Consider the following 14,369-nt stretch of genomic DNA (forward strand, 5'->3'; position numbering starts at 1 on the left):
TTCGGCGGTCAATCCGTGGTCGAGATGGCTTATGAAATATGCCGCCAATGCGTCAGACGCCGCTCAAGCAGCCCGACAGTCGAAAAGAGCAGCATACCCATCGCCGCCAGAAGAAATAGAGCCGCGAAAACGCGCGGGGTGTCGAACGAGCCCTGCGCGGAAAGTATGATATATCCGAGGCCCCGCTGCGAAGCCACGAACTCTCCTACGATCGCGCCCACCAGGGCGAGCGATATGGACACTTTCATGCCGGACAGAATTGATGGCAAGGCGCCGGGCAATCTCACCTTGAAGAAAAAGTCCGCGCGCGAACCCTTGAGAACTCGGCCCAGATCCATCACATCCGCCGGCACTGATCGGAGCCCGTGCACCGCATCGACAATAATGGCGAAAACGGCGATCAGGAAGGCAATTGCAATCTGAGGTTCGGCGCCAGTGCCGAGCCAAACCACGAAAAGCGGCGCGATCGCGACTTTCGGCACGCTGTTGAATGAAATGATCAACGGATAGATCGTGCTTTCAAACCATGGGACGCTCACAAGCAGCACGGCAATCAGAACTCCGATCACCACCGATAGAACGAAGCCAACCAAGGTGGTCAAAAGCGTGTACCCGGCATTGGCCAGATACCACGGCAGATCTCCCCAGAGTTCCCGGAAAATGCTCGACGGGGCCGGCATGATGATCGGGCGTACGTTGAAGCCCTTTACGGCAGCCTCCCATAGCAGCAGCAATACGCCAAACGAAATTAGGCCCATGACAAGGGAACGAAGGACGTGGCTGTTCCTCGTCATTCCACTTCTGCGCTTTCGTCGATGAGACCCATGCCCTCGAACAATCGACGGATGTGCTGGGTATAGGCGCCGAACTCGGCCGATTCACGAATCGCGAGCTTGCGAGGGCGCGGCAGGTCGATATCGATGACTTCCAAGATGCGTCCCGGCCGGGGTGAGAATACCGCCACTTTATCTGCGAGAAACACCGACTCTGAAATGCCGTGGGTAACGAAAATCACGGTATTGCGGATCTCGAGCCATATCCTTTGCAACTCGACGTTCATCTGATCGCGCGTCAACGCGTCAAGTGCGCCAAATGGTTCGTCCATCAAGAGGAGAGCCGGCGAGTCGATCAACGCCCGGCAAATAGCCGCACGTTGGCGCATTCCTCCCGACAACTCCCTTGGATAGCGATCGCCGAAATCCGCAAGACCCGTCAGTTTCAACAATTTTGCCATCGAAGGCGCCGCAGCCTGCGTGGACTTCTTTGCGAACTCGATCGGCAGCATGATATTGCGCTCGATCGTCCTCCAATCGAGCAAGGCATCTCGCTGGAAGACCATGCCGATATTGTCCGGTGGCCCGTTTACCTCCTTGCCCCGAACGTGCAACGAGCCGTCGCTGATCTCCTCCAGGCCTGCAATGCACCTCAGGAACGTGCTCTTGCCGCACCCGCTCGGCCCCAGGATGCTGGTGAACTGTCCCTCGGGAATCTCCAGCGACACATTGTCCAGCGCCAGAACGCTGCGTTGTCCTTCGTAGATCTTGTGCAGAGCGCGGGCGCTGACTGCGGTCACAGACGCGCCGCCTGCAGTTCGACGGGTTTCACCAGGCCGAGTTCGACGTAGTCCGAGCCTTTGCTTTCCGGTGCGACGAGGCCTGCGGCGGACAGGGTTCGCACCGCGATGTCCCAATCGACAACCGTTATGACGCCGAAGGGGAGCGTCTTCCCGGCCGCCGTATCCAGGAAGCCCTGAAGCGAGTCAATCTGCCCGCGGAGGACCTTCCGATCCAGCCGTGCTTGCGGGCGCTGAGAGATTATGGCCTCGACCGCCTCTTCCTGATGCCCGTCATAGATGTATTTCCACGTCGCCGCGACAATGCTGCAATATTTGGAGACCGCATCGCGCTTGGGGCCCGTCAGTGTCGACTCCTGCGCCAAAAGGCCGTAGCCGGGCATTTCCAGCTTGTAGTCGGCGAACCGTATCGCATTGGACGGGCGGGCATCGGCCACCGCCGCCAGAAAGAACGGAATTGTGGACAGCGCCGCGTCGGCCTGACCGGACGCGTAGGTCGACGCCTTGCTGGCCGCGCTCACCGCGACAAGTTCGACGTCACCCTTCTTGAGCCCACCCGCCGCCAGGAATGTATCGATGAACGGTGCCTCGAGCGCACCCGCTGTATAGATGATCTTCTTGCCTTTGAGGTCCGCCGGACCCGCGATGCCGCTGGTCTTCGGAACGAAGCAACCGATATCGCCCTGTCGGGCAAAGACCGCAGCGGCCCTCACGGAAAGCCCCTTGCTTCGCGCCACCATCATGGTGGCAAGCGACGCATGCCCGAGGTCGAACTCGCTGCTGCCGCCGACGAATTGAACTGTTGCGGCAGAGCCATTGCCGTCCTGCACATCGACGTTCAGTCCGGCACCGGCCAACCAGCCCTTTGCCTGGGCGAGATGGATGGCTCCGTGAACGCCCCAGGGAGTCCAATCCAGCCTAACCTTGAGTGTCTCAGCTTGCGCGAAGGCGGGAACAGCCTTCAAGACTCCTGCAGAGAGCACGCCGGCGGAAAATGCCCGCCTTGAGATATCGATCCTGGCCATGCCGTACCCCCTGCCGATTGTTTCAGAACGATCACGATACGAATTGAACAACAAAGAGCCGTCAGTCTGACAGACGGATTTTCAAGTGTGTACGCTATTGTAGCAAGGTCAAGTTATGTGCGACGACTGACCATATAATGATCACAACACAAAAATTCGGAGGTTGCGGATGTATGTCCGTTGATTTCTCCCCCACATCAGGGTCATTTACAGCGTATGCACTGTATATCTAACTGTGAGGTGAGCGGCTGGACCATGGCCGTGGCTCCGAAGCGGGAAATTCAGCGCGTGAACCTCCAGCATCCAGGTGAGCCTCCCGGTCGCGCCCTATCCGATCGTAAGCGGGTGACCGAAGCTTCTCGTGGGAACGTTCCCGCAGATGGAGCTGATCAGTTGCCGCCGTCCTCGCCCTCGATCAATTTTCTCAAGAGAAACATGAGAGCCTCGCGCTCGGCGGGATTTAGCGGAGCGACGGTTTCAACCGTAATCTCTCGAGCGCTCGGGATCATTTCCTGGAGGAGCTGCCTGCCGTGACCAGTCAGGGATGCGACGACCTTGCGCTTGTCTGAAGGGTCTGCAGAAAGCTTGATCAGCTTACGCTCGACCAATCTGCTGATGATGCCCCTGATCGTGGCCTGATCGATAGCAGTGGAGTTCACCAACTGGGCTTGGGAACTCGGCCCATAGTCCGAAATCGCGCAAAGTGTCACGAATTGTACCGACGTCAGTTGCCTATCGGCGGCGGCGGCCTGAAATATGGCGAGGTGCCTCTGGTAATTTCTTCGAAGCAGATGGCCCACCTGCTCCTTGAAGTTGTATGGCCGGTCATCTTCTACGGACGACCTACCCGACCTGACTCTTGCGCTCATTGGGGTGGATTTGGTCCGTTGCGTCATACTCACATCGATTTCAATGACCGGCCGACGAAGAGCCCGCTCCAATCGGCGGATGCCCTTGTTCGGTACGGTATACGGCACATCAGGACATGCTGTCACATCCAAACAATCGACGCGGAGCGTCGTTGTGCGCCGCTTCCTGCCGCGCATCGACTTCGAATTCTCCGCGGTCTTTCCGGCACAGCGTAGTCCCTCGCCGGTGGCGCTGGATCTGGTGGAGACCATGCGCAAGTCGCTCGCCGAGTTTGATGATCTGCCGTCTCTTAGCCGTTGAACGCCGCCTGCGCCTCCGGCAGATCCCAGATCTTGCCGATCGCGGCGGTGCCTGCTGCCGTGATCGCCGTCTCATCCGCGCCGAGATAGCGGCCGGCATCGACCAGCACGCGGCCGTCGACCATGACCTGATCGATATTGGCGCGATTGGCGAGCGCGATCAGCGCGCGGCGCGGGTCGAACAGCGGCTGGAGATGCGGATGGGTGAGGTCGACGACGGTGAGATCGGCGGTCGCGCCCGGCTCGATGCGGCCGAGGTCCGGCCGCTTGATGACGTCGGCGGCGACCGCCGTGTTCGCCTCGATCAGCTCTGGCGAATTCGCAACATCGGCGCGCTGCGAGGTGACCTTGGAGATCAGCGAGGCGGCGTTGAGCTCACCAAGCAGATCCATGTTGTAGCCGTCGGTGCCGACCACGGTACGCACGCCATGCTCTGCAAACCGGCTGAAGGCCGCGGTGACGCCGGCGCGCGCGAACACGCGCGGGCAGTTCAGCACGGTCATCCCGCGCGCGGCCATCAGCTTGAGATCGTCGTCGCTGCTGAACATGCAGTGCGCCGCCATCAGATCCGGTGCAAGCAGGCCGAGCCAATCCAGATATTGCGCCGGCGTACGGCCGCCATAGCGCTTGCCGATGGTCTCGACCTCGGCCCGGCTCTGCGCCATATGCGTCGTGATGGGCACGCCAAGCTCGCGCGCCCGCGTGGCGCAGGCCTTCAGCAGATCTGGGCCGCAGGTGTCGGTGGCGTGCGGGCTCATTGCGAGGCCGATGCGGCCGTCGCCGCGATTATTCCAGCGTTGGTAGAGCGCGTCCCACGTCGCCATGTCGGCGGTGCCATCATCGCCGGAATACTGCACAACGCCATCGGCGCCGGCCTTCGCGTCGGAGGTTGAGAAGAGATACGGCGCGCCGTAGAACCGGATGCCCATCTCTTCCGCCGCGTCGAACATCTCCGGAATCGAATTGCGGAACGGTTCCATCACCGTGGTGGCGCCGCCCTTGAGTAGCTGGAGGATGCCGAGACGCGCGACCGCCATGCGCTCCTCCGCCGACAAGATGTCAGCGCCGCGCTTGGTCAGCGGCAGCAGCACCGTGTAGACGATGCTCCGGTTGTTCTTGCGGCCGTTGCCGTCCTCGCTGTGGCTGCGCGCGACCGCCTCAGAGAAGCAATGATTGTGCAGGTTCAGCAGGCCCGGGAGGACGAAGCGGCCGGGGCGATCGTACACCTGGTCCGCAATTGGCTTGCTGCGCGTGACCGCGGCGATCTTCTTGCCTTCGACCAGGACCCAATGGTCGCGCAACACATCCTGCGCGCCGTCCTTTCGTGACAGCACATAGCTGCCGAAAATTGCTGTGGTGCTCATGCGGGGCGTACGTTCCAGAAGACGGCGGTGCCGTCGAGAATGCCGGTGATGGCTTTGCGATAGGCGGTCGGCTGCTTGTACAGGCCGATCGGAATATAGGGGATTTCCTCGAACGCCAGGGCCTGGATCTCGCGGCAGATGCGCTGCTGCTCGGCAAGCTCGGAGGCAGCCAGCCACTGGCTGCGCAGGCCGCCCATCTTCTCGCTCGTATACCAGCCGGCGACCTTGCCTTCGCCGCGGATGTTGGTGTTGCCGGCGGGATTGAGCCAGTCGATGCCCTGCCAATTGCCGACGGCCGCGTTCCAGCCGCCCTGCCCGATCGGATCTTTCTTGAGCTGGCGCTGCAACACCACGGCGAAATCGAGCCCGGCATATTCGACGTTCATGCCGGCTTTGCGCAAGGAGTCGACCGCGATCTCGCCGAGCGGCTTTTGCGCCAGCGAGTTGGTCGGGACGAGCACCACGATCTTCTCGCCATTGTATCCGGCGGCCTTCAGGTCAGCCTTCACCTTGGCGTAGTCGCGCGGCCCACGGAACACGTCGAGGCCGACCTCGCTCGCCATCGGCGTTCCCGGTGCAAAGAATCCGATCGGCGACACCTGGAACGCCGGATCGGTGCCGGCAACCGCCGTCATGAACGAAGACTGGTCGATCGCACCCAACAGCGCGCGACGCATGGCGGGATTGTCGAACGGCGGCTGAAGGTGATTGAGGCGCAGCATGCAGGCGTAACCTCGGGGATCGAGGATGCGCGTCTCGATGTCGCCAGCGGCCTTGATGACGGGAAGCAGATCGTGCGGCGTGGTCTCCTGCCAGTCCTGTTCACCGGTCTGGAGCGCGGCGACGCCGGTGCCGGCATCGGGCGTGGTGGTCCAGACCACGCGGTCGTAATGCACGATCTTCGGCCCGGCCGTCCAATCCGGCTTACCGTCGCTGCGCGGCTGATAGCGCTCAAACTTGGCATAGGCGTTGCGCGCGCCCTGCACGCGCTCGTCGGCGAGATAGCGAAACGGGCCGCTGCCGATCACTTCGGTCAGCGGCTTGAACGGATCCTGGCTCGCCAGCCGCTCCGGCATCATGAAGCAGGCATTGATCGCCGCTTTGCCGAGCGCCTGCGGCAGCAGCGGGAACGGACGCTTGAGACGGAAACGGATGGTGCGGTCGTCGGCCGCCGAGAGCTCGTCGGTCGCCTCCATCAGCTCGCCGCCAAAGCCGTCGCGCGCCGCCCAGCGGCGGATGCTGGCAACGCAGTCCCGCGCGAGTACGCGCTCGCCGTCGTGCCAGAACAGGCCATCGCGCAGGCTGAGGTCCCATTGAAGGCCGTCACCGGAGATGACGTGGCCCGACAGCATCTGCGGCGAGACCTGGAGCGAGGAACTCATGCCGTAGAGCGTGTCGTAGACCATGAAGCCGTGGTTTCGCGACACCTGCGCGGTCGAATAGATCGGATCGACGAAGGCGAGATCGATGACGGGGATGAAGCGCAGTGTGGATCGAGACTCGGCGCGGACGATGCCCGGCAGCGACAGCGCCGGCATTGCTGCGGCAGCCTTGAGGAGCGAGCGGCGGGAGATAGGCATTACTAGAGGCTCCTGAAGGTATCTTACGTGTTCAACAAGACGGCACCGATCGCGGCCGCCACCGCCTGCTGTGCAGGCTCGACCACGGGCACGCCGATCGCCTCCGCGATCGCCGCGCGATGCGACGCCATGCCGGCGCAGCCCATCACCACGACGTCGGCGCGGCATTGCGTGACCAGCGCGCGACCGGCTTCGATCAACCGGCCACGGATGTCGGCGCCTGCCGTTTCCGCCGCGCTCGCGCCAACCGACCAGCTTCCGGCATAGCGGCTGTCGACGCCCATCACCCGGGCCATGCGCTGCTGGCGGCGGATGCTCGACGGCGACAGCGCGATGATTCCAAACCGTTCGCCCAGCATCAGCGCGCGAAAAATGCCGCACTCGGCGATGCCCAGCACCGGGCGTCCGCCCGCCGCCTCGCGCACCGCATGCAGGCCGGGATCGCTGAAGCAGGCGAGCACGAAGGCATCCGCATTGTCGCGCGACACGCGATTCACCAGCGGCATGACCACGCTATCGGCATCGCGCTGCGAGCTGATGCCCGGCGGTCCTTCGGCAAGGCCGACCACCTCGATCTCCGGCCCGCCGGCGATCCGCAGCGGCGCGACCGCGTCATCGATCGCCGCCGTCACCGACGCCGAGGAATTGGGGTTGATGACGAGGATGCGGGTCATGGCACTGCTCAGCGGTTACCGGCTTCGTGGCGCAGGAAGTTGGCCGCGATCTTCTCGCCGGTCGTGATCCAGACGTCCGGGCACGACTTTGCGTAGGTCAGGAACTCGCGCAGCAGGCGCAACCGCATCGGACGGCCGCTGCATTGCGGATGCAGCACGGTCGTCACCATCGCGCCCCAGTCCCTGGTTTCGTCGAGCTCGTCCTTCCAGATCGACAGCACGTGCTCCTTGGGGAAGATCGAACGCGGGCTGAAGCGCGCCGAGAGGCCGTGCATCCAGTCGTCATAGCTCGCGGTCACCGGCAGCTCGATCGTGCCGGGCTTGCCGTCGGCGAGACGATGGCGATAGGGCCGCACGTCGTCGCGGAACGAGGAGGTGTAGACAATGCCGTGACGCACCAGCGCCACCCGCAGCTCTTCGGTGAACTCGCCGTAGGGCGCGCGGTAGCCGGTCGGCCTGACACCAAGCCGGCGCTTCAGCGCCTCAAAACCGCGCTCCAGCTCCTCCTCGATCCAGGGATCGCCGGGATCAGGCAGGAGATGGTGATAGCCGTGATGGCCGATTTCGTGGCCGGCCTTGAGGATCGACTCCGCCATCGCCGGATGTGCATCAACCGACCATCCCGTGACGAAGAAGGTCGCCTTGAGATCGAGCTGGTCGAGCAGCTCCAGCAGTTTCGGCGTGCCGACGCGCGCCTCATAGCCGCCATAGCTCATGGTGATGAGCCGCTGGGCATGCACCGCGTCCTTGCTGGTCCAGGCGCTTTCCGCGTCGACGTCGAACGACAGGAACATCGCGGAATTGTACGGCTTCGGCCACGGGTATTCCGGCGCGGGTTCCGCAGTGTTGGCTGGGGTGAGCGGAATGCTCTGAAGTGCCTTACTGTCCAGCATTGATGGTTGCCTTCTCTATTGCGTTGTCGCTCAGTTTCCACTTGGCGAGCAGGGTCCGATAACTGCCGTCGGCAATCAGCGCGTCGACAGCTTCGAGCATGGCCTGCGCAAGCGCCTTTTCCTTGACCGGCAGCGCGATGCCGGTGAATTGCTGCGAGATCGGCGTGCCGACGGGCGCATACGCGCCGGGTTCGAGATCCATGATGTAAGGCAGCGTCTCGTTGCCCTGCACGGCGGCGTCGATGCGGCCCTGCTTGAGCTGGGTGCGGGCATCGGCCGAGCCGTCGGTGCCGACGAAGACGATCGGAGCGCTGCCGCAGTTCTTCTCGCTCCAGGTCGCGATCTCGGCCGGAAACTTGGTGCGGCGGCTGGCGCCGACCTTCTTGCCGCAGAGCGCGGCCAGGTCCTTGAACTCGGCCGCGCGTGACTGCTGCACGAAGAAGTTCGGACCGCTTTTGAGATAGTCGACGAAGCTCGCCGTGTCATGCCGGCTGGCGTAATCCGTAAAGCCCGAAAGGATCGCATCGACACGGCCGGTCGAGATCGACGGCATGAACTGGTCGAAGCTTGTCTCCTGCCATTCGATCTTGACGCCGAGCTTGCGGCCGATCGCCTCGCCGAGATCGATGTCGAAGCCGGACAGCGCATTGGTGGCAGGGTCGCGGAACTCCATCGGCGGATAGTTCGGCACCAGCGCGATCTTGATACTGCCGCGTTTGACGATCTCTGGCGGCAGCTCGATCGCTACAGCCGAAACGGTCATGGCGCCGAAAAGCGCCGCCGCAACCAAAATTCTCTTCATCAACACGCCCCCATATCAGATCACCGCCGAAAGAAATGCTTTGGTACGCTCCTCGCGCGGGGCGCCCAATACCTCGGAGGCACGCCCCTGCTCGACGATCGCGCCCTGGTCCATGTAAACGACGCGGTCCGCGACCTCCCGCGCAAAGCCGAGCTCGTGCGTCACCACCATCATAGTCATACCGCTCTTTGCCAGCTCCTTCATCACGGCAAGCACCTCGCCGACGAGTTCCGGATCGAGCGCGCTGGTCGGCTCGTCGAACAGCATCAGCATCGGTTTCATTGCGAGCGCGCGGGCAATCGCCACGCGCTGCTGCTGGCCGCCAGACAGCTGCGCGGGATACGAGTCGGCCTTCGCCGACAGCCCGACGCGACGAAGCAGCTCAACGGCCTCGGCGCGTACTTCGTCGGACTTGCGGCCCTGCACCTGAAGCGGACCTTCGGTGATATTCTCCAGCGCGGTCTTGTGCGGAAACAGGTTGAAGCGCTGGAACACCATGCCCGTCTTCAGCCGCTGCCGCCCGATCTCCCGCTCGCTGAGGCGATAGAGCCGCCCACCCTGCTCGCGCACGCCCAGAAGCTCGCCGTCAAGCCAGATGCCGCCCGCATCGATCGCGGTGAGCTGGTTGATGCAGCGGAGCAGAGTGGTCTTGCCCGAACCGGAGGCGCCGATCAGACACATCACCTCGCCGGGCCAGACGTCGAGCGAGACACTTTTGAGAGCCTGGAACTCTCCAAAATTTTTGCTGACGGAGCGGATCGCGACGAGGGGTTTTGTCATCGGGCGAACTGCAATGTACCACGCGCGAAGCGGCGTTCGAGCAGCATCTGGAGTGGGGTCAGGATCGAGACGACGAGCAGGTACCAGAGCCCGGCAACAATCAGCAGCTCGATCACGCGGGAGTTAGCGTAATAGATGTTTTCGGCGTTGTGCAGCACTTCCGGATACTGGATGACGCTCGCGAGCGAAGTCGCCTTGACCATGCCGATGAACTCGTTGCCGAGCGGCGGGATCACTACGCGCATCGCCTGCGGCAGGATGATCCGGCGCAGCGCGCGCAGCCGTCCCATGCCGATCGCCTGCGCCGCCTCATATTGTCCCATGTCGACCGACAGCATGCCGGCGCGCACCACTTCCGACGTGTAGGCACCCTGGTTGATGCCGAGCCCGAGCAGCGCAGCCAGGAATGGCGTCATGACGTCAACGGCGCGCGCGCTCCACAGGCCGGGAATGCCAATGGTCGGAAACACCAGCGCGAGGTTGAACCACAACAGCAATTGCAGGATCAGCGGCGTGCCGCGAAACAGCCAGGTGTAGCCGGCGGCGACCGTCTTCAGCACCGGATTGGGCGACAGCCGCATGATCGCAACGACGACGCCGAGGAAGATGCCGAACGCCATCGCCAGCACCGCCATCACCATGGTGTTGACGATGCCCTCGATGATCACCTTTGCGGTCAGGAAGCGGCTGACATAAGACCATTCGATCTGACCGCCCGCAAATGCGCGACCGATCGCCGCCAGCACGAGCACGATCAGGGCCGCGCTGAGCCAGCGAAACCAGTGCGGCTCGCGCGCGATCCGCATCCCCGACAGATCGGGAAAACCCTCGGCGAGTGCCGGCGCCGGCTTCATTGCGGCGCCGCGTTTAGCATGGGTTGCGCGACCGCATTCGCACCCAGGCCCCATTTGTCGAGAACGGCCTTGTAGGACCCATCGGTGATCATGGCGGTGAGCTTCTCCGTGACGACCTCGCGGAGCGCCGTATCTTCCTTGCGGAACATGATGCCCTGATAGCCTTTGGCGAAGGACTCGCCGACGACGCGGTATTTGCCGGGCTCCTGCGTTTGCGCATAAGGCAGCGTCTCGCTGCCCTGCACGGCGGCGTCGATGCGGCCCTGCTTGAGCTGGTTGCGAACATCGATCGAGTTCTCGCCCGGGACATATTGGATCGCCGGCTTGCCGGACGCCTCGCAATTCTGCTTGCTCCACTTCTCGATCTCGACCGGGAAACTGGTGCTGCGCGTGGTGCCGACCTTCTTGCCGCAGAGATCGGTGGCGGCTTTCGCCTCGCTCTCGGCCATCACGAAGAACTGCGGGCCCGTGGTCAGATAGTCGACGAAATCAGCGGTCTCACGCCGCGAGGCGCGATCGGAAATGCCGGAGAGGATGAAATCGGCGCGCTTGGTCTGGAGCGAGGGGATCAGCTCGGCAAACGGCGTCTCGCTCCAGACGATCTTGAGGCCACCCAGCCGCTTGGCGAGCTCGTTTGCGAGGTCAATGTCGAGCCCGACCAGTTCGCTGGTCGCGGGATCGCGATATTCCATCGGCGCGTAGGTCGCATTGACCGTGAGCCGCAGCGTGCCGGCCTGTTTGATCTCGGCCGGGAGTTCGGCGGCTCGCGCGGAGGCGATCGCCGCCAGCGCGGCAAGACCGAGAGAAAGCGAGAGGCGTGTCATGTCAGCTCCTTTGCCTTTACCGATCCTTGCCAGCGCCGTGCCATTTAATCAGTCCGCGTCGAGAACGGCCGGCTCGATGACGCCGGCGCGCTCGGTGATCACCCTGTATTGCTCGGGCCGCCGATGGGCGGCGAAGTTGAACATCTTGTCCTTGCCCTGGCGGCAGAGGTCGAGATCGATATCAGCGACGATCACCTCGTCGGTCAGCGTCGCGGCTTGCGCAACGATACAGCCATTCGGATCGACGATGCAGGAGCCGCCGATCAGTCCGGAACCGTCCTCGTCGCCGGCCTTGGCCACCGAAATCGCCCAGGTCGCATTCATGTAGGCGTTGGCCTGCGTCACCAGCGTCGAATGGAAGGTGCGCAAGGATGCGTCTTCCGTGACGCCGCCATTGGGATCGTAGGCCGCCGAATTGTAGCCGATGCAGACGAGCTCGACGCCTTGCAGACCGAGCACACGCCAGGATTCCGGCCAGCGGCGGTCGTTGCAGATCATCATGCCCATGATCGCGTGGGCCCAGGCCGAGCCGGCGCGGAAGGCGGGGAAGCCGAGATCACCATATTCGAAGTAACGCTTCTCGAGCTGCTGGTAGCGCGCACCGACGCGCGGCTCGACCGAGCCCGGCAGATGCACCTTGCGATAACGGCCGAGGATCTCGCCGTCGCGATCGACCAGGATCGCGCAATTGTAGCGGCGGCCATCCGCGGTTTGCTCGGCATAGCCGACATAGAAGCCGACGCGCAGCGCCCGCGCGCGATCGAACAGTTTCGCCACGGACGGGTTCGGCATGCCGTGCTCGAAATACTCGTCCAGCGCGTCGCCTTCGAGCAGCCAGCGCGGAAAGAAAGTGGTGAAGGCGAGCTCGGGAAACACCACGAGGCTGGCGCCGCGGCCGGCCGCTTCCTCAAGCATGTCGAGCATCCGTTTCAGCGTATGCGCGCGCGTATCGGCTTTTTGCGTCGGCCCCATCTGGGCTGCGGCGGCGCGAAGGACACGAACCAAGATTGCCTCCAATATGTGCGCGCTGCTGCCTCAATGGGCGATCGAACCCTTTGATCCAGCGTGCAAATCCGAAAGCATTAGGCGCAAGCAGGGCTGCAAAAGCAATTCATCGTGCTATGATGTTTTGGCCTAGAGTATAATCGGCAGTGATATGAACCTGCGCCAGCTCGAGATCCTGCGTGCCGTCATCCGCCATCGCACCACGGTGGCGGCGGCGGACGAACTGGCGCTGTCGCAGCCCGCGGTCAGCAACGCCCTGAAGACGATGGAGGCGCAGGCGGGGTTTGCGCTGTTCGAGCGCGTCAACAACCGGCTGTTTCCGACTGCAGAAGCGATGGCGCTCTACAAGGAGAGCGAGGCGATCTTCGCGCTGCACGCCAAACTCGAGAACCGCGTGCGCGATCTGCGCGAGAACCGCTCCGGGCATCTCGCGATCGTGGCGACGCCGCCGCTCGCCTACAGCATCATTCCTGCCGCGCTGTCCGGCTTCCTGCGCCGCCGGCCGGAGACGCGGGTGTTCTTCGACGTGCGGCGCTATGAGGGCATCATCGAGGGCGTGCTCAGCCACGTTGCCGAGCTCGGCTTCGCGCTCGGGCTGACGCATCACCCCGGCATCGCGCATGAGGTGGTGCATACCGGCGAGATGGTCTGCGTGCTGCCGCCGCAGCATCCGCTCGCCGACAGTCCGGTGATCTCGGCCGCGGACTTGTCTGGTATGCCCTTCATCGGGCTTGAGCGCGGCACGCGGCTCGGCGAGGCCGTGCGTGACAGTTTTGCCCGAGCCGGCGCGCCGTTCCAGCCGACGGTCGAGGTGCGGTATTGCAACACGGCCTGCGTGCTCGCGTCCGCAGGCGTCGGCGCAGCGGTCGTCGATCCCTACTCGCCGCGCCAGAACGGCGGCCACGGCCTTGTCGTCCGGCCATTCGCGCCGACGACGCGCGCAGTCGCCTACATGCTATGGTCGGAAGCCGAACCGTTGTCGCGCCTGGCAAAGGCCTTTCTCAGCGAGGTGCGCAAGGAGAGCGCGCTGCTGGAGCGCGCAGCACCACACGAACACAAGGCAGGAAGCGACTGAGCTGGCGCACATGGCACGCATCACCATCATCGAGACGGGAAAAGTCCCGCAAAAATATCGCGAGCGGCACGGCTCGTTCCCGGACATGTTTGAACGCATGGTCCACGCCGAGAATCCGTCGGCCGAAGTCGAGATCGTCAGCATCCCGAATGGCGATGCACTTCCCGATCCGGACAAGGTCGAAGCCATCCTGATCACTGGTGCTGCCGCCGGCGTCTATGACGGGCTCGACTGGATCGCGCCGCTGGAAGATTTCGTCCGCACTGCGCATGCAAACAGCACGCCGATGGTTGGCGTCTGCTTCGGTCACCAACTGATCGCACAGGCGCTGGGCGGCACCGTGCGCAAGTCGGAGAAGGGCTGGGGCATCGGCCGCCACGTCTATCGCGTGGCGGAGGAGAACGGAGTCCTCGACGGCGAAGCGGTCGCCATCGCCTGCTCGCATCAGGACCAGGTGATCGAAGCCCCGCGCGACGCGCAGACGATCCTCTCGTCCGACTTCACCCCGCATGCCGGCCTGCTCTACGCCAACGGCACCACGCTGTCGGTGCAGCCGCATCCGGAGTTCGATGTGGAGTTTGCTCAAATTTGCTGCGAACTGCGCGAAGGGAAGGCGCCGGAGGCGGTCGTTGCCGCAGCGAAGGCGTCGCTGGCGGAGCCGCTGGACAGCGCGAAGCTGGGCGGGGCGATCGCAAGGTTTCTGGCGCGGCGGTGAGACTTCGCCTCGCCCTGTAAGAACGGGAGAGGGAGC

General features: G+C 63.5%; 15 protein-coding genes and 1 pseudogene. 3 read left to right on the forward strand and 13 right to left on the reverse strand.

The window, feature by feature from the left end; genetic code table 11:
• Positions 1-29: 29 nt before the first annotated feature.
• From UB31_RS33460 to UB31_RS33475, 4 genes are all read right to left on the reverse strand, one after another.
• On the reverse strand, positions 30-794 hold the full coding sequence (locus tag UB31_RS33460; RefSeq protein ID WP_045013879.1) for an ABC transporter permease: 765 nt from the start codon (positions 792-794) through the stop codon (positions 30-32).
• Positions 791-1,573, reverse strand: coding sequence for an ABC transporter ATP-binding protein (locus UB31_RS33465; protein WP_045013880.1), 783 nt, complete (start codon positions 1,571-1,573; stop codon positions 791-793). Before UB31_RS33465 ends, UB31_RS33460 begins: the two co-directional genes overlap by 4 nt.
• Positions 1,570-2,598, reverse strand: a complete 1,029-nt coding sequence (locus UB31_RS33470) for an ABC transporter substrate-binding protein (protein ID WP_050044898.1) — start codon at positions 2,596-2,598, stop codon at positions 1,570-1,572. The genes UB31_RS33465 and UB31_RS33470 overlap by 4 nt, the downstream gene beginning before the upstream one ends.
• Before the next feature lie 389 nt (positions 2,599-2,987).
• A complete protein-coding gene (locus UB31_RS33475; RefSeq protein ID WP_045002659.1) occupies positions 2,988-3,467 on the reverse strand; it encodes a MarR family winged helix-turn-helix transcriptional regulator in 480 nt (159 codons plus the stop codon).
• Positions 3,468-3,603: 136 nt separating this feature from the next.
• On the opposite strand from UB31_RS33475, the pseudogene UB31_RS41800 reads away from it, so the two are divergent.
• A pseudogene (locus tag UB31_RS41800) lies at positions 3,604-3,768 on the forward strand (transcriptional regulator); the annotation flags it as partial.
• Here UB31_RS41800 and UB31_RS33480 read toward each other — a convergent pair.
• The 9 genes from UB31_RS33480 to UB31_RS33520 are packed head-to-tail and all read right to left on the reverse strand — an operon-like array spanning position 3,758 to position 12,543.
• Positions 3,758-5,131, reverse strand: coding sequence for an amidohydrolase family protein (locus tag UB31_RS33480; protein WP_045013881.1), 1,374 nt, complete (start codon positions 5,129-5,131; stop codon positions 3,758-3,760). The pseudogene UB31_RS41800 and the gene UB31_RS33480 overlap by 11 nt on opposite strands.
• Positions 5,128-6,711, reverse strand: a complete 1,584-nt coding sequence (locus tag UB31_RS33485; protein ID WP_045013882.1) for an ABC transporter substrate-binding protein — start codon at positions 6,709-6,711, stop codon at positions 5,128-5,130. The genes UB31_RS33480 and UB31_RS33485 overlap by 4 nt, the downstream gene beginning before the upstream one ends.
• Before the next feature lie 23 nt (positions 6,712-6,734).
• Positions 6,735-7,385 (reverse strand): aspartate/glutamate racemase family protein, encoded by a 651-nt coding sequence (locus tag UB31_RS33490; protein WP_045013883.1) that lies wholly within the window; start codon positions 7,383-7,385, stop codon positions 6,735-6,737.
• Positions 7,386-7,393: 8 nt separating this feature from the next.
• Entirely contained in the window at positions 7,394-8,278 is an 885-nt protein-coding gene (locus UB31_RS33495; RefSeq protein ID WP_045013884.1) for a polysaccharide deacetylase family protein, read from the reverse strand.
• Positions 8,265-9,080, reverse strand: a complete 816-nt coding sequence (locus UB31_RS33500; protein ID WP_045013885.1) for an ABC transporter substrate-binding protein — start codon at positions 9,078-9,080, stop codon at positions 8,265-8,267. Before UB31_RS33500 ends, UB31_RS33495 begins: the two co-directional genes overlap by 14 nt.
• A 15-nt stretch (positions 9,081-9,095) precedes the next feature.
• On the reverse strand, positions 9,096-9,860 hold the full coding sequence (locus UB31_RS33505) for an amino acid ABC transporter ATP-binding protein (RefSeq protein ID WP_045013886.1): 765 nt from the start codon (positions 9,858-9,860) through the stop codon (positions 9,096-9,098).
• The gene (locus UB31_RS33510; RefSeq protein ID WP_045013887.1) at positions 9,857-10,714 is read right to left on the reverse strand and encodes an amino acid ABC transporter permease; all 858 of its coding nucleotides are present in this window, start codon (positions 10,712-10,714) and stop codon (positions 9,857-9,859) included. Before UB31_RS33510 ends, UB31_RS33505 begins: the two co-directional genes overlap by 4 nt.
• Entirely contained in the window at positions 10,711-11,538 is an 828-nt protein-coding gene (locus UB31_RS33515) for an ABC transporter substrate-binding protein (RefSeq protein WP_045013888.1), read from the reverse strand. The genes UB31_RS33510 and UB31_RS33515 overlap by 4 nt, the downstream gene beginning before the upstream one ends.
• A gap of 48 nt (positions 11,539-11,586) precedes the next feature.
• On the reverse strand, positions 11,587-12,543 hold the full coding sequence (locus UB31_RS33520) for an N-carbamoyl-D-amino-acid hydrolase (protein ID WP_082078716.1): 957 nt from the start codon (positions 12,541-12,543) through the stop codon (positions 11,587-11,589).
• A 151-nt stretch (positions 12,544-12,694) separates the two neighbouring features.
• Here UB31_RS33520 and UB31_RS33525 point away from each other — a divergent pair, with 151 nt between their 5' ends.
• Complete coding sequence (locus tag UB31_RS33525; RefSeq protein ID WP_045013890.1) at positions 12,695-13,618, forward strand: LysR family transcriptional regulator; 924 nt, start codon at positions 12,695-12,697, stop codon at positions 13,616-13,618.
• A 10-nt stretch (positions 13,619-13,628) separates the two neighbouring features.
• The gene (locus UB31_RS33530; RefSeq protein ID WP_045013891.1) at positions 13,629-14,333 is read left to right on the forward strand and encodes a type 1 glutamine amidotransferase; all 705 of its coding nucleotides are present in this window, start codon (positions 13,629-13,631) and stop codon (positions 14,331-14,333) included.
• Positions 14,334-14,369: the final 36 nt, after the last annotated feature.

Origin of the sequence: Bradyrhizobium sp. LTSP849 (assembly GCF_000938255.1) — a bacterium.
Classification (GTDB): domain Bacteria; phylum Pseudomonadota; class Alphaproteobacteria; order Rhizobiales; family Xanthobacteraceae; genus Bradyrhizobium.

Excerpts from the sequence above, each read along its gene's own strand:
- UB31_RS33460 (WP_045013879.1), bottom strand. The coding sequence starts at position 794 with ATGACGAGGAACAGCCACGTCCTTCGTTCCCTTGTCATGGGCCTAATT.
- UB31_RS33470 (WP_050044898.1), bottom strand. The coding sequence starts at position 2,598 with ATGGCCAGGATCGATATCTCAAGGCGGGCATTTTCCGCCGGCGTGCTC.
- UB31_RS33475 (WP_045002659.1), bottom strand. The coding sequence starts at position 3,467 with ATGAGCGCAAGAGTCAGGTCGGGTAGGTCGTCCGTAGAAGATGACCGG.
- UB31_RS33480 (WP_045013881.1), bottom strand. The coding sequence starts at position 5,131 with ATGAGCACCACAGCAATTTTCGGCAGCTATGTGCTGTCACGAAAGGAC.
- UB31_RS33485 (WP_045013882.1), bottom strand. The coding sequence starts at position 6,711 with ATGCCTATCTCCCGCCGCTCGCTCCTCAAGGCTGCCGCAGCAATGCCG.
- UB31_RS33490 (WP_045013883.1), bottom strand. The coding sequence starts at position 7,385 with ATGACCCGCATCCTCGTCATCAACCCCAATTCCTCGGCGTCGGTGACG.
- UB31_RS33495 (WP_045013884.1), bottom strand. The coding sequence starts at position 8,278 with ATGCTGGACAGTAAGGCACTTCAGAGCATTCCGCTCACCCCAGCCAAC.
- UB31_RS33500 (WP_045013885.1), bottom strand. The coding sequence starts at position 9,080 with ATGAAGAGAATTTTGGTTGCGGCGGCGCTTTTCGGCGCCATGACCGTT.
- UB31_RS33505 (WP_045013886.1), bottom strand. The coding sequence starts at position 9,860 with ATGACAAAACCCCTCGTCGCGATCCGCTCCGTCAGCAAAAATTTTGGA.
- UB31_RS33510 (WP_045013887.1), bottom strand. The coding sequence starts at position 10,714 with ATGAAGCCGGCGCCGGCACTCGCCGAGGGTTTTCCCGATCTGTCGGGG.
- UB31_RS33515 (WP_045013888.1), bottom strand. The coding sequence starts at position 11,538 with ATGACACGCCTCTCGCTTTCTCTCGGTCTTGCCGCGCTGGCGGCGATC.
- UB31_RS33525 (WP_045013890.1), top strand. The coding sequence starts at position 12,695 with ATGAACCTGCGCCAGCTCGAGATCCTGCGTGCCGTCATCCGCCATCGC.
- UB31_RS33530 (WP_045013891.1), top strand. The coding sequence starts at position 13,629 with ATGGCACGCATCACCATCATCGAGACGGGAAAAGTCCCGCAAAAATAT.